General features: G+C 52.2%; 18 protein-coding genes. All 18 read left to right on the top strand.

The window, feature by feature from the left end; translation table 11 throughout:
- Nucleotides 1-69: 69 nt before the first annotated feature.
- Nucleotides 70-792 (top strand): hypothetical protein, encoded by a 723-nt coding sequence (locus tag B3797_RS17560; protein ID WP_311791751.1) that lies wholly within the window; start codon nucleotides 70-72, stop codon nucleotides 790-792.
- 217 nt (nucleotides 793-1,009) lie between these two features.
- Nucleotides 1,010-1,207, top strand: coding sequence for a helix-turn-helix transcriptional regulator (locus B3797_RS17555; RefSeq protein WP_239952730.1), 198 nt, complete (start codon nucleotides 1,010-1,012; stop codon nucleotides 1,205-1,207).
- The gene (locus tag B3797_RS17550) at nucleotides 1,207-1,626 is read left to right on the top strand and encodes a hypothetical protein (protein WP_311791750.1); all 420 of its coding nucleotides are present in this window, start codon (nucleotides 1,207-1,209) and stop codon (nucleotides 1,624-1,626) included. The genes B3797_RS17555 and B3797_RS17550 overlap by 1 nt, the downstream gene beginning before the upstream one ends.
- A 13-nt stretch (nucleotides 1,627-1,639) precedes the next feature.
- Nucleotides 1,640-2,227 carry a BRO-N domain-containing protein gene (locus tag B3797_RS17545; protein ID WP_311791749.1) on the top strand — a complete coding sequence of 196 codons (588 nt, stop codon included), beginning with the start codon at nucleotides 1,640-1,642 and terminating at the stop codon, nucleotides 2,225-2,227.
- Nucleotides 2,227-2,406 carry a DUF4222 domain-containing protein gene (locus B3797_RS17540; protein WP_311791748.1) on the top strand — a complete coding sequence of 60 codons (180 nt, stop codon included), beginning with the start codon at nucleotides 2,227-2,229 and terminating at the stop codon, nucleotides 2,404-2,406. Before B3797_RS17545 ends, B3797_RS17540 begins: the two co-directional genes overlap by 1 nt.
- Nucleotides 2,403-3,110 carry a host cell division inhibitor Icd-like protein gene (locus B3797_RS17535; protein WP_311791747.1) on the top strand — a complete coding sequence of 236 codons (708 nt, stop codon included), beginning with the start codon at nucleotides 2,403-2,405 and terminating at the stop codon, nucleotides 3,108-3,110. Before B3797_RS17540 ends, B3797_RS17535 begins: the two co-directional genes overlap by 4 nt.
- Nucleotides 3,103-3,390: a transcriptional regulator gene (locus B3797_RS17530; protein ID WP_311791746.1), complete on the top strand. Its 288-nt coding sequence runs from the start codon at nucleotides 3,103-3,105 to the stop codon at nucleotides 3,388-3,390. The genes B3797_RS17535 and B3797_RS17530 overlap by 8 nt, the downstream gene beginning before the upstream one ends.
- A complete protein-coding gene (locus B3797_RS17525) occupies nucleotides 3,387-3,680 on the top strand; it encodes a hypothetical protein (protein ID WP_311791745.1) in 294 nt (97 codons plus the stop codon). Before B3797_RS17530 ends, B3797_RS17525 begins: the two co-directional genes overlap by 4 nt.
- The gene (locus B3797_RS17520) at nucleotides 3,680-3,907 is read left to right on the top strand and encodes a hypothetical protein (RefSeq protein WP_311791744.1); all 228 of its coding nucleotides are present in this window, start codon (nucleotides 3,680-3,682) and stop codon (nucleotides 3,905-3,907) included. Before B3797_RS17525 ends, B3797_RS17520 begins: the two co-directional genes overlap by 1 nt.
- The gene (locus B3797_RS17515; RefSeq protein ID WP_311791743.1) at nucleotides 3,904-4,515 is read left to right on the top strand and encodes a hypothetical protein; all 612 of its coding nucleotides are present in this window, start codon (nucleotides 3,904-3,906) and stop codon (nucleotides 4,513-4,515) included. Before B3797_RS17520 ends, B3797_RS17515 begins: the two co-directional genes overlap by 4 nt.
- 10 nt (nucleotides 4,516-4,525) lie before the next feature.
- A complete protein-coding gene (locus B3797_RS17510; protein ID WP_311791742.1) occupies nucleotides 4,526-4,882 on the top strand; it encodes a hypothetical protein in 357 nt (118 codons plus the stop codon).
- Complete coding sequence (locus B3797_RS17505) at nucleotides 4,875-7,658, top strand: DUF927 domain-containing protein (protein WP_311791741.1); 2,784 nt, start codon at nucleotides 4,875-4,877, stop codon at nucleotides 7,656-7,658. Before B3797_RS17510 ends, B3797_RS17505 begins: the two co-directional genes overlap by 8 nt.
- A 180-nt stretch (nucleotides 7,659-7,838) precedes the next feature.
- Nucleotides 7,839-8,306, top strand: a complete 468-nt coding sequence (locus B3797_RS17500; protein ID WP_311791740.1) for a ProQ/FinO family protein — start codon at nucleotides 7,839-7,841, stop codon at nucleotides 8,304-8,306.
- Nucleotides 8,293-8,565: a PerC family transcriptional regulator gene (locus tag B3797_RS17495; protein WP_311791739.1), complete on the top strand. Its 273-nt coding sequence runs from the start codon at nucleotides 8,293-8,295 to the stop codon at nucleotides 8,563-8,565. Before B3797_RS17500 ends, B3797_RS17495 begins: the two co-directional genes overlap by 14 nt.
- Before the next feature lie 97 nt (nucleotides 8,566-8,662).
- Entirely contained in the window at nucleotides 8,663-9,349 is a 687-nt protein-coding gene (locus tag B3797_RS17490; protein WP_311791738.1) for a hypothetical protein, read from the top strand.
- Between the two features lie 159 nt (nucleotides 9,350-9,508).
- Nucleotides 9,509-9,685: a hypothetical protein gene (locus B3797_RS17485; protein ID WP_185749308.1), complete on the top strand. Its 177-nt coding sequence runs from the start codon at nucleotides 9,509-9,511 to the stop codon at nucleotides 9,683-9,685.
- Nucleotides 9,685-10,011, top strand: a complete 327-nt coding sequence (locus B3797_RS17480) for a hypothetical protein (protein ID WP_311791737.1) — start codon at nucleotides 9,685-9,687, stop codon at nucleotides 10,009-10,011. Before B3797_RS17485 ends, B3797_RS17480 begins: the two co-directional genes overlap by 1 nt.
- A 9-nt stretch (nucleotides 10,012-10,020) precedes the next feature.
- The gene (locus tag B3797_RS17475) at nucleotides 10,021-13,176 is read left to right on the top strand and encodes a tape measure protein (RefSeq protein ID WP_311791736.1); all 3,156 of its coding nucleotides are present in this window, start codon (nucleotides 10,021-10,023) and stop codon (nucleotides 13,174-13,176) included.
- The last annotated feature ends 2 nt before the right edge of the window (nucleotides 13,177-13,178 follow it).

Here is a 13,178-nt window from a genome sequence, read left to right as displayed (position 1 = left end):
TGTACGGATAGACAGTCTCAGTACACCACAGTAGACTGTTATAGACACTATGTGACTCGGGGGTTGTACATGCCTGTATACGATAATCTGCCTGATCTGACCCACTGGCGAACGGTTCAAGAATTTAGCATTGAGCAAGCCGCACTATTATGTGCTGGTATAGATCCTTATGAACGCAACTTGATAGAAGTCAGAAATGAGAGCCATTCAAGATGGAAACTTGCTTGGGGTCTTTCAGATGGCATGCTTAGTGCTATACGCAGGGGTGTATTAACTCCCGTAGAATGTATTGCGATTCGGCGCTATGAGGAATGGAATAGCCCCGATGAATATTATCAGGTGAAACCAACTGAAAGAGGGCATGAATTAAGTAAAGAAAAGACTATAGTTACGCGCGACTCATTATTCGCATGGGTTAGGGCGGAAAAGGTTGATATAGCCAGAAAGCCAGTAGCAAAAACACATAGCCTTCCATCATGGTCACGAAATGGTTGGCAAAGCAATTCGGTAGAAGTAGTAATTGATGTTCAGCCAGAAGAAGAAAAGCAAAAGGTCTTGATGCTTCCACAATATAATCATCACAGCGAAGGCTTAGAATTTGTTCAAGACGCAATAAAAGAACTTTGGTCTACTTATGACGAAGATAACCCTCAGACAGCCCCCACAAAAACTGAAGTAATTGATTACCTCACCGAAAGAGGGGCAGGTAAAAATATGGCAGATGCTGTTAACCTTGTGTTGCGTCCTTCTCACCTACAAGGCATTGGAAGAAGATCAAAGAAATCAAAGTGATAAATGGTGGCGCTGTTACTATGTAAAGGGTGGTTACCCATCTGATTAGCGCAAAATTTCAGTCCATTTCTGTCGCCGTTAGCTTCAGAAACGGTAGTCCCCTTTATTCTTTTATCTCTAGCTAATGGTGGGTACACGACAAAATAATACCCATCTATATTGCCCGCTTTTTTAGTGCAATTATCTCGTTAACCGCAATAGACGTTACGAGGTAAATATGTCTCAATCACTAATTCGCTTATCAGAAGTTCAGCGCCGTACTGGCTACAGCAAGGCGTGGATTTATCGTCTGCTTAAAGAAAGCCGCTTTCCTCAATCCGTAAAAATTGGTTCACGCGCTATCGCTTTCGTTGAAAGTGAAGTTGATGATTGGATTAATCAGCGCATCGCCGAATCTCGTGGTGAGGTGGCCTGATGGAAATGAAAAACCGCCCATTACAGGCGGCTAATCAGGGAGTCGACGCCTCTGATATTACGCCTGCCGCAGTGATTAAGCCAACCCCAAAGAAACACCGCGCTCGCGTCTACATGATGCGAACCGGCGTTAATGGTTTCACTGAGAACGAGATCCTCCGCTACTGCCGATTGTCCAGCGCCCGTAATTACGCGACAGAGTTGGAAAGAAGGCTTGATATTCGCCTGGAGCGCATTGACGAGCCCAATGGTGATGGCATCGGTAGCCACTTCCGTTACCGGATCACCTGCCGCGCTGACGTGATGCGAGTGATTCAACTGGTTAATAGCAATGCCGCTGCTGGTGGCTATATCGGCCTGTCTCAGCATGAGATTAACGACATTCTTTCCCTCTACCCGGATGCGTTCAACGCCGCTTAACGGAGCCTGACAAATGAAAACTGAAAAAAGCAGATTAAATTCTGAGGCCGCCCCTCAGCCTACCCCCAGCATCAACGCTATTTTCGCCGCTGATGAAGATAATATTTCGGTGATTAAATTTGAGGGGAAGTCGGTGCGAATCGTCAGCGTCTGCGGTGAGCCTTGGTTTATCGCCAAAGATATTTGTGAGGCGCTGGAGATTTCCGATCACAAAGTCGCATTGCGTCGATTAGAACACGATGAGAAGGGGGAGTGTTTAACACCCACCCCCGGAGGCCAACAGCTTATGCGCACAGTTGGTGAATCCGGTTTCTACAAACTGATCGCCCGCAGCCGCAAGGCCACCACGCCCGGCACATTCGCCCACCGTTTCAGCAACTGGGTATTCCGCGAAGTCATCCCATCAATCCGCAAAACCGGCTCATACGGCGTGCCGTTCGCCTTCCTTAATGATCACAGCAAGCGCCAGGCTGCCTATGACAAGAAGGCCAGCAAGCGCGGTAAAGATCTGCAGGCGTGCAAAGGGGAGAAAGCCAGCCTTGCTGCGGAAGAGGTCGCTCTTTGGCTGAAGTATCAGCCTCAGTTGCCGGAGGTTCACTAATGACTAAGCCCACCAGACAGCCAGAACCACAGCAGCGATATCAGGACGCCAGCGGCGCGATGGTCACAGTACACAGCGTGCAATTTAATCGCGTGACGTTCTTCCGGGATGGTTATTCATCGCCCTGCACACAGCCTGTAGAGCGCTTTATGCGTGAATTCACGGAGGCGAAGCCATGATTGCCGTCCAGAGTAAGGGCTTCCCGCTGGCTGGCCTGTTAATGAATGCTAGTCCAGAGAACCTCACAAAACCTGACATCCACTCAGCCAAAAGTTTGGCTTTGTGCCTGACAGTGGCTAAGGCGATGATGCGTAAGGCAGTGTCTTACACTATCGGTAGCGCCCGTCACAAACACTTAAAAAACAGCTTGCCCTCTTTGCAATCTTCGGACTATCCTCACCTTGCACTGGCAAAATCCAGTGCCGGGATTGGTCTCCCGGATATGTTATCGGCGACACATGACGCGCCTAGCGTCTTTTTTTGTGTCTTCAATCTGTCTCACCCTTTTTTCAGCGATGCGGTTATAATCCGTGCCGCTTACAAAGTAATGGTGGGCTGGGTGGTGGCTTCTTCGGAAGCGCCGGTTTCCGATAACGCCGGTAAGACCAACTCCGCTCAGTCCACCACCAGCAAGATTGGTCTCTTCGGTGGTGGTATCAAATACCAGTTATCGGAGGCTGCCATCATGGCTACTACCCTCACCCAAGCCACACCCAAATTTCAGTTTCGCTTTCTGGCCCTGTCACGCGCTGACATGCTGGCTAAACCTTGCCGCGTATCCGTTGAAGCCACTAGCGAGAAAGAAGCCCGTCGCGTTCTGGCGCCTCACTTCATCCTGTCATTAGCCGCACGCCTGCCCGTTCAGGAGGTATCCCATGCATAACGACAACATCAAATCCCACGCTGCTGATTTCAAACGTACGCAGGCCATCATCGGCAATGAGAACGCCCCGACACCAAACACACCCGAAAATATCTCTCGTGATCGACTACTGCGCGCTCAGGCTGGCTTGCTCCACCTGCTGACCGAGGTGATTCCACAGATTTCGGATGAGAAGCAGCGCCATGAGATGTACCTGCTTGTGGATGGCATCCACAACCTCACCCGCTTCGAAGAGTGCGATGCCATTAAAGAACATCAGGCACTGGGGGCAAAAGCATGAAACACGTCAACACCTCAGTATCAATCCTGCGCCCGCAGCCGGTTGCCGTGCTTACTCAGCAGCAATCGCCTCTTAACTCAGTGTCTATCGACATTCATAACGCTGATAAGTACGCGCATCAGCTGGCTGAAATTTATAACGGCAGCGTCCACGCAGCACTTATGGAGCACGATCCAAAAGCCGCAGTGCGCATCGCCACACCGTTTGCTGAGCTGTGTTCAACCACCGATCGTGCCGGCATGCGTATCACCAGACTTTCTAGCCAGTTTGCTTATGGGGGTGTTATTTGATGGCTATTTCATTCGCTGAAATTGACTCACAGGCCGCCAATCTGAAAAAGGCACGCGCCGTTCTGTCAATCCTGCTTGAGACAATGCCAGGCACAGACATTAACGAGGATTACACCTGGCTCATCAATCTGGCGCACGGCACTGTTCACGACACTATCCAGGCACTTGAGGCAGCAGTTGATGCTGAGCTGAAATCACGCGGAAAGGGAGCGCAGATCAAATCATGAAAAACGTTCTCAAATTCCCAAAAATGCCGGAGAAATCCGGCTCTTTCTCAGCAGAAGCCACCCCTGATGGGGTGCGCTTTGGCAACAGGGTAATTGGTTACTCTTCAGTTATTCGCCAACTGGATGAAGGACGCTTTGATAAGTCGCTCTCAGAGGGTTTTGGCGTGATTGCTGAGCTATCCCTGGCTGAAATTAACGGCTGGTTCAAGCCTGACTTAGAGCAGCAAGTCAGCGTATGGCGCTGGATGGTGGCTGGCGTGTTTATCGTCGAGCAGATGAAGGCAAACGGCACAGTGGCGGTCAGCCAGAATGACGGCACAACGACTCATGCGGTGCGTTACATGGGTGAGCATGGCGGCATTGTGGTTTACCCGGCAACAGAGCGATTTTCACTGGCGCTCAACGTTGAGGAGCTGATGCTGAAAGACTTTACACATGATGACCCGTACCAGAAAGCTCTCATGCTTTATCAGTCAATGCTGGAACCGTCTGCAGACGGCGGCATGACTCTCTCCGCGTGGGGGCGTGACGGCATGGCCATGCTTCATGATGGCTTTATCGAGCTTCTGAATACTGAAGGCATTCCTGCCGCACCGACAGCGCACTAAAGGGGGAACCATGACGCTAATTACTAAAAACTTCCGGGTTAATGCGCTGGCCAACCAGTATTCAGTGGCCATTTATAACCATGTCAGGCAACTGAACGGGGGCGACTGGTTTCCGATGGACATCAGCGGACAAAGGATTGAGGTTGCCATTGTGGATGGTTCAGCCGGCATCAGGTTGCTGGTGGACAGTTATCTGCTGGAGGCAATGAAGCAGGAATATCCGCGCTGGGAAGCACTGGCTGTCAATCTGCTGACTCTCTGCATGGAGGGCAGCGGACTGAGCGAGCGAGGGGAAAGTGTCTGGCAGAGCATGGTTAACGACATGAGCGCCTCTCTTTCAAAAGCTGAGGTGAGCTTCCATGCGTAATTACGACCTGATCCGGGAGGCCACCAGCGCCGCGGCTAACCGCTGGCCAATGGTGCTTAGTCAGCTGGGCATCGATGTGCCGCGCTCACCCCGCCAGCACGCGCCATGCCCGGCCTGTGGCGGTAAAGATCGCTTCCGCTTCGATGACAAAGGGCGAGGCAGCTTCTTCTGCAACCAGTGCGGCGCGGGTGATGGCTTAGACCTCATCCAGAAGGTTAATCAGTGCGGTACCACCGAGGCCGCCCGCATGGCGGCTGATGTGCTGGGTATTGATTACCGGGTAACGGAAATTGACCAGAAAGCAGCCAGCCAGAGACGGCAGCAGCTTGATGAACAGCGCCACCAGCATGAGCAGCAGCGCCAGCAGAAGGAAGCTGCCGAGGCAGAACAGCGCCGTGAGAGCTTTGTGAGCCACTATCAGAGGCTCTCAGCGCAAACCACGTCAGGCGAAAGCGAATATCTGATTGCCAGAGGGCTAAACGGTTTCACGCTGCCTTGCTTGCCCGATGGAGCAATTTTGCTGCCGCTGGTGGACGAATCCGGCGGTGTGTCCGCAGCACAGACCATCACGCCGCAGGGGGAAAAGAAAGTGCTCTATGGCTCAGCCAAGCGCGGAGCGTGGCACATCGTTAACCAGCCGCAGGAAGTGGAGGAAATCATCATTGGTGAAGGGCTAGCAACAACCCTCACCGCTCACCTGATACGCCCTGACGCGCTGACGGTGGTGGCGCTTGATGCCGGTAATATTCCGACCGTCGCAGAGACTATGCGCCGCCTGTATCCGAACGCGGCAATCATCATCGCCGGTGATAACGACTGGCATGAACCGGGCGAACTGGATGACAGCGGTAAGCCGAAGGTAAACAGCGGCAGGGTATTCGCTGAAAAGGCCGCTGAAGCCGTGAACGGGGCCGTTTCATTGCCACCAACCCGCTACAAAGCAGACTGGGATGATTACCGCCAGCAGAACGGGCTGGAAGCTGCCACAGCAGCGTTTAACGATTCACTGTACCAACCGCAAGGGGAAAGCATGGGCGCTCAGTTGGAAGTCATTGAGGGAGGTAAAACAGCAGCATCCGATCCCGATTTACTCAAGCCACGAATTGAAAGCCGTCAGGATGGCGTGTATTGGGTTGAGCCAAACACTGATAAGCATACCGGGGAAATCATCAACCGTGAAAGCTGGCTGTGTTCGCCCCTGCAGGTTATCGGCACCGGGCGCGACGATAAAGACCAGTTTCTGATTCTGCGCTGGCGGGCATGGGGTTCAGATAGCGAAACCACACAGGCGATCCCGCTGGCCGATATTGGGGAACGTGAAGGATGGAGAACACTCAAAGCTGGAGGCGTGAATGTCACGACCAAAAGCGGCCTGAGAGCGATTTTGGCGGACTGGCTACAGCGGAACGGGTCACGAGAGGTATGGAGAGTGGCGCACGCTACAGGGTGGCAATGCGGCGCGTATATCATGCCAGACGGGGAGATCATCGGCACACCTGACAAGCCGGTGCTGTTTAACGGCCGCAGTTCAGCCGCTGCCGGTTACACCTGCAGGGGAAGCGCCGAGAGCTGGCGTAACAATGTTGGAGCGCTGGCAGCCGGAAACTACTCAATGATGACAGGTATAGCTGCTGCGCTGGCTGCCCCTCTGATTGGCCTGGCTGGCACTGATGGCTTTGGCATTCACTTCTATGAGCAATCAAGCGCCGGCAAGACCACAACCGCGAACGTTGCCAGCAGCCTCTATGGTAATCCTGACCAGTTGCGCCTGACGTGGTACGGAACCGCGCTGGGATTGGCTAACGAAGCAGCCGCTCACAACGATGCGCTGATGCCACTGGATGAGGTGGGGCAAGGCGCTGATCCAGTTAGCGTCTCGCAGTCAGCCTATGCGCTCTTTAACGGCGTGGGAAAACTGCAGGGAGCCAAAGAAGGCGGCAATCGTGACCTGAAACGCTGGCGCACCGTGGCGATCAGTACCGGCGAAATGGATTTAGAAACCTTCATCGCTCAGGCGGGAAGAAAGGCCAAGGCCGGGCAGCTGGTCAGGCTGTTGAATATCCCACTGAGTAAGGCTGTGCGCTTCCACCAGCACGCGAACGGCAAACAGCATGCCGATGCCCTCAAAGATGCGTATCAGAGTCACCACGGCGCAGCGGGTCGTGAGTGGATCACATGGTTAGCCAGCAACCAGCAGCAGGCCGCAGAGGCTGTCAGAGAGACGGAAGCACGCTGGCGCAGTCTGATACCTGCAGAATATGGCGAGCAGGTTCATCGTGTAGGCGCTCGCTTTGCCATTCTGGAGGCCGCCCTCCTGCTTGGACGGGTAATTACCGGCTGGGATGAGCAAACATGCCGTGACGCCGTTCAACACAGCTATAACGCCTGGGTACGAGAGTTTGGTACCGGCAACAAAGAACATCAGCAGATCATAGCCCAATGCGAAGCGTTTCTGAACGCCAACGGATATAGCCGGTTTGCACCATTCCCATACGACCCTCAGTCGCTTCCTATCCGGGATATGGCAGGTTATCGCGCCAGCGGCAGTCATGACGATGACCCGATTGTTTTCTACACCTTCCCGTCTACGTTTGAGCAGGAGATCGCCAGCGGATTCAACCCCAAACAGTTCGCCCGGGTGCTGGTGGAAAGCGGGATGCTGACACCGCCGGCCAGCGGCAGGGGCTACCAGAGGAAGTCGCCAAGGATTAACAAGCGTCAGTACAACGTCTATGTGATCCAGTACCGGCCAGAGGATGAATCAGCCGAAGAATAACTCTCACATGTGAGAGAAATAGTGTTGGTTCAGTTGGTTCAGTTGGTTCAATTTGTATAGAGTAATGATTTATAAGGATTTTAATACAGAAACTGAACCAACACTGAACCAACAAACGGCTGTTTTGAACCAACAAATCAACAATTCTTCGCCCTGAATACCGATTCGAAGAGACAGACCATGACAACACTGAGCATCAAACGTAAGCCTAAAGGGCTTTATGGCAAGCCAGAGCAGCAATCAAAGCAACCCGCACCAGAGGCCAACAGCAGCGGAAAATCCGCACAAAAGCCAGCAGGCGCAACCAGAAAGCAGAGCGCAGCCGCTAAGCGCAATCACCGCCGCCTGGAGAAGCTGTCCGGCCTGTTCCCCGCAGTAATAAACCTCACCGAGCCAAAGCCGTTGAAGGTGGGCATTCTGGAAGATATGAGCCAGAGCTTGAAAGACCGTGGCGAAACCTTTGGCGAAGGTCAGATTAAAAATGCGCTGGCGCGTTATACCCGTAACTGGCGCTATCAGGCGGCGCTGGCCGCTGGTGGAGCGCGCTATAACATCGCAGGCCAGCCAGAGGGTGAAGTGACAACCGAACAGCAGCAGAAAGCTACTGAGGCGCTGAATAAACTCAAGGTTGCCGATGATGGTGAATGACAAAATGGCGGAGGAACTGGAATCAAAGGGGCTGTTTCGCAGAGCAGCCTCTCGCTGGCTGGAGGTGTTCGACAATTGCGACTCAGAAGCCGGCAGAGAGTGGCTCAGGAACCGGCGCAATGAATGCCTGGCAAAGCGAGTGCGCCCCGCTGTGTTGGTAGATACCTTTGGCGATGTCACCAGAGCCGCCGCTGATACACAACGGCGCATGGGATTAGCTAAACCCGGCGGCGAGGCTTTCCGGCTTAAAGCAAAATAGAAAGTTAGCTTGCTTGGCTGAGTGAGAAACAATCAAATGATTGCAATGCTGAAGCTCATTGATAGGATGTTTCCGATCGCAATCAAAGGAAATGAAAATGAAAAAAATTATTTTACTGGCTTTAGGTTCTATGCTTCTGGCTGGGTGTACCACTCCTGCTCACAATTATGTCCCACAAGTAAAATCTTTCAGCATCCCCCAGCTTAATACCGTAACAACTACGTATGTCGGTGAGGACATGATTAGACAAGGTATGGATGCCAGCATGGAGGTTCTGCATTTTGATTCACCAACCGAGATCGGTTCACTGGGAACTTATACCATCCCAGCTGGAGACTACGTAAAAACAGGTGATGACGCCAAATCAGAATACTTTCTTTCGACTGAGAGAACGACAGGAACACCGGTGCCTTTTCGTGTAATGGTCAATGATCCCCCGCAAAGCATTCAGGTGTCTAAATCAGGCAAAGATGTGTGTGTAGTTTCCATTTATGGAGGTACTAAGTGTTCTTCCAATGTTGCTTACAGCAAGAAAAAAATTAACACCGAACGGGAATCATCCTTCCAGCAGACGCTTATCTACAACGGTAAGGTGGGTCAAAAAATCAATATCGGTTATAGAGAGTTTCAGGGGGGCTTGGCTAGAGCAGCCTTCTCTAATGAGGTCGAATACGATTTAGCTGAGTCCAAAACTATTCGCTACAAAGGGGCTATTGTTGAAATTATGGATGCCAATAACCAGTCAATAACCTTCAAAGTGCTTAAAAACTTTAACACTAACTGATTTCCCCATCAGATAACCAACCTCGCTCCGGCGAGGTTTTTTTATGAGAAAAATATTCGATCAAAACGATCAAATTAATGTTTCACAAATCGGCATGAAAAACTCCAATATTTCATTAATTGCAATTATAATTACTGTATAAAATAACAGGAGGTGGTCATGATCCAGCAGCCAACCGTCAAGCCCGTACTGATGCGGGTTGAACAAATTGAAGCCTTACGAAAAATTCAGGAACAGGAACGCGCTAAATCACCATTAGGCGTGGCTCCAACTATTCACGTTATCGCTCGCGGCCTGATGGATAAAGCATTGGCGCAACTGGATCAGGAGGCGTGATGGAACAGCTACAGCGCCTGGCTGAAACTATCGCAGAAACATACATTCGTGACCGAATCCGGGAGCACGGCAACGCACAGTTCACCCATAACGGTAAAACCGGTGAAATAAGCCGCGAATTGCTGGCATCGGGGCTGGTTGATAACTGCGTTTATGCTACCCGCAGCAGCGGCAAGGCCGATTATGAACGTAAGGCATACACCATGCTGATGGAAATGATTTCTCTGGACGGCAGGGAGTACCAGCTATCAAACCACGGTCTGAACGTGATCGAAAATATGCACCGCATCGCGCTGGCTAAAACTGCTCTTCGCGTCAGTCATTAAGGGGGATGAATGGCTGATACCAAAGCAGGCGGCGTCTACTACGAAGTCGATATAGAGCTTGAGAAGGCGCTTGAAAAGGCGGCAAAGCTCGATAACACACTTGATGGCATGGGTAATTCCGCTGTTAAAGCGGGCAAGCAGATCAATATCGCAGAACGCTCAATGTCATCGCTCTCTCGCGTAGCTACTGCGCTTACCGCTGCCCTATCAGTTCAGCAGGTCGCCGCCTATGCCGATGCCTGGGCGAACGTTAACAACAAACTGGCTAACGCTGTCAGGCCGGGCGAGCAGTTGGCTTCTGTTACTGAGCGCGTTTTCAACATCACACAGCAAACCCGTTCAAGCCTCGACGCCACTGCGTCACTGTATGCCCGATTAGAGCGAGCTACCCGCCAGTATGGAACCAGCGCAGACGATATCGCCAAACTCACCACCATCATCAATCAGGGATTTGTGGTATCGGGCGCTACTGCACAGGAAGCTGAAAACGCCATTATCCAACTATCGCAAGGGTTAGCCTCTGGCGCACTGCGTGGCGAAGAATTTAACTCAGTGAACGAGCAGGGAAACCGCCTTATAGTAGCGCTTGCTGATTCAATGGGCGTCACCATTGGTCAAATGCGCAATATGGCGGCACAGGGCAAACTGACGACTGATGCTGTGGTGAATGGCCTGCTTTCTCAAGGTGCCAGTATCGGGCAGGAGTTTGCCAGAACCACCGCCACAATCGGCCAGTCTCTGGAGGTGGCAGGAAATAACATCACCCGTTTTATTGGCTCATCAGCGACTGTTAAAGCCGCTGTTGCCGTGTTCAATAGTGCGGTGATCACATTAACTGAAAACCTCGATTCAATTTCGACAGCCGTTCTGGCTGCAAGCGCCGTGATGGGATCAAGATATGTTGGTGCGCTGGCAGCTGCTACAGCACAACAAATCGCTAATGCCGCAGCAGCTTACAGAGTCGCAACAGCACAGGGAGCTATGGCGGCGGCAGCGGCTGGTGCCAGAGGGGTCATGGCGCTGATTGGTGGGCCTGCTGGCGCAGCTACTCTGGCAGCAGCGGCAATCTTCTATTTCTACCAAAAAGCTCAGCAGGCAAGACAAGAAGCCAACAATTTAGCCGACAGCGCATCTAATCTCGCAGCCAAGTTTAAGGATATGTCAGCCACTGAGGTTGGCGCATCAATTGCGCGCCTGCGAGAGACTATCCCGAGCCTAACGGACAGCGTCGAGGATGCGCAAAAGACGTTTGATAACACCGTTTATCGTGTGCGTGATCTCCGTAAAGAAATCGATAACTGGGGTACTGGAACCACGAGAGGCCGTCAGGCATCAGAGGCTTTATCAGGTGCTATTGATCAGCAGAATATCGCAGCGGAATCTCTGGAAAAAGCTCAACGCCGCCTGAGTCAGACACAAAGCGCCATCATCCTTGGTCAGGCCCAGTTAACAACAGGCTTGAAAACAGGCATCGACTTGCTAAGTCGTGAAACAACGGCTGCTGGTGACGCTGCTGGAATGATGTCTCATTTCGCCAAGTCGATAAATCAGGCCGCTAGTGCGAAGGAGCGTTTTAACTCCACCAGCCTGATTATTACACGTCCGAAAGAAATTCAGGACTACCTCGACAACCAGCAGGAACAAATCGACCTGCAAAGTGAGTTTAACGAGAAGAAACGCGCCCAGCTCAAAGCTGAAATGGACATTCGTAATCTTGCCAAAAAGGACGGAAGCACCAATTCCGACCAGATAGAGCGTGATGTTCAGCTGGCACGCGAAAGGGCCGGTGTGACATTCGATCAGCAGAAAGCAGAAGAAAATCGCCGGAAAGCCCAGCAGCAGAGCGAGCAGCAGAATAAGCGGTCAGCCTCTTCGGCTGAATCTGTTTCTCAAAAGCTGGAAAGCCTGCGTCAGCAATCCGAATTATCAGCCGACTCTACAACTGAAATGAGCCGCGCTCAGGCCGTTCTTCAGGCCCAGTTGTCACTGGGTAAAGGGGCCACTCAGGAGCAGATTGCGCTGGCCGGTAAGTATCGTGGCGAGATATGGGATACGTCCGCAGCAATCCGCGCTCAGGCGGCCGCTATGAAGCTAATCCCTGAGCAGGCTGAGAACACACGCTATAAGCAGGATGTCGCTGACCTCAAAACGGCGCTGGAGCAAAAGACCATCACTCAGCAGCAGCATGACGCAGCCGCCGAGCAAATGGAGCAACAGCACCAGGTCAATTTAGCCCGAATCCGGGCAACGCAGAATGCCGGAGTGACACCACTTCAGGAAGCACAAGGTGCTATCGACCCGGTTCAGGCACTGGCTAATGAGAACGCCAAAAAGCTCGCGTTAATACAGGAGTTCGAAACCGCTAAGGGACAAATTACCCTCAATGGCCTGGCATTAATGAATGCTGCCAACACGCAATACGAGCAACAGCGCATCGCGGCGCAGTGGGAAATCTATCGCAACCAGAGCGCCGCTAACAGCCTTCTGGCTGACGCGGTTGATTCTCTGCAGGGTGGCGCGACAAATGCCATTACCGGCCTTCTGAACGGCACTCAGAGCCTCAGTGAGGCGTTCGCCAACATCGGCAGCACAATCCTGAATAGTGTGGTCAGTGGTCTGGTAGAGATGGGCCTGCAGTATGTTAAAAACATGCTCATGGGACAGGCAGCAGCATCAGCAGCGCTTGGGGCAACAGCAACGCAGGCAACAGCCGCAGCAGGGATGTGGGGGCCGGCGGCAGTGAGCGCATCGATCGCCACCATGGGAACCGCTTCAACCGTAGGCACAACAGCCTATTCAACAGCGTTGATGGCTTCTAAAGGTTTAGCTGTGGCCGGTGCGCGTGAGCATGGCGGTCCTGTTCTGGCTAACTCAATGTATCGTGTCGGTGAAGGCGGCAAGCCTGAAATCTTTAAAGCCAGCAATGGCAGCCAGTACATGATCCCGGGTGATAGCGGAAAGGTGATTAGTAATAAAGATATCGCCGGCGCTGGCGGCAACGGAGGAGTGAGCCTAGAGGTCAATTTCAACATCACTACCACTAACGGTATTGATGACGCTACACAGAAGCAAATGATCCAACAGATGGAAATAGTTGCCCTGAAAGTAGCTCGTGAACAAAGTACCCGTGATGGAGGCTTTCTTCAAAAGCGAATTAAGAAGTAATT

The sequence above is a fragment of the Pantoea sp. UBA5923 genome, assembly GCF_002431095.1.
Lineage (GTDB): Bacteria > Pseudomonadota > Gammaproteobacteria > Enterobacterales > Enterobacteriaceae > Pantoea > Pantoea piersonii.
The sequence above is the reverse complement of the archived record's forward strand: the minus strand, read 5'-3'. Positions and strand labels throughout refer to the sequence as shown.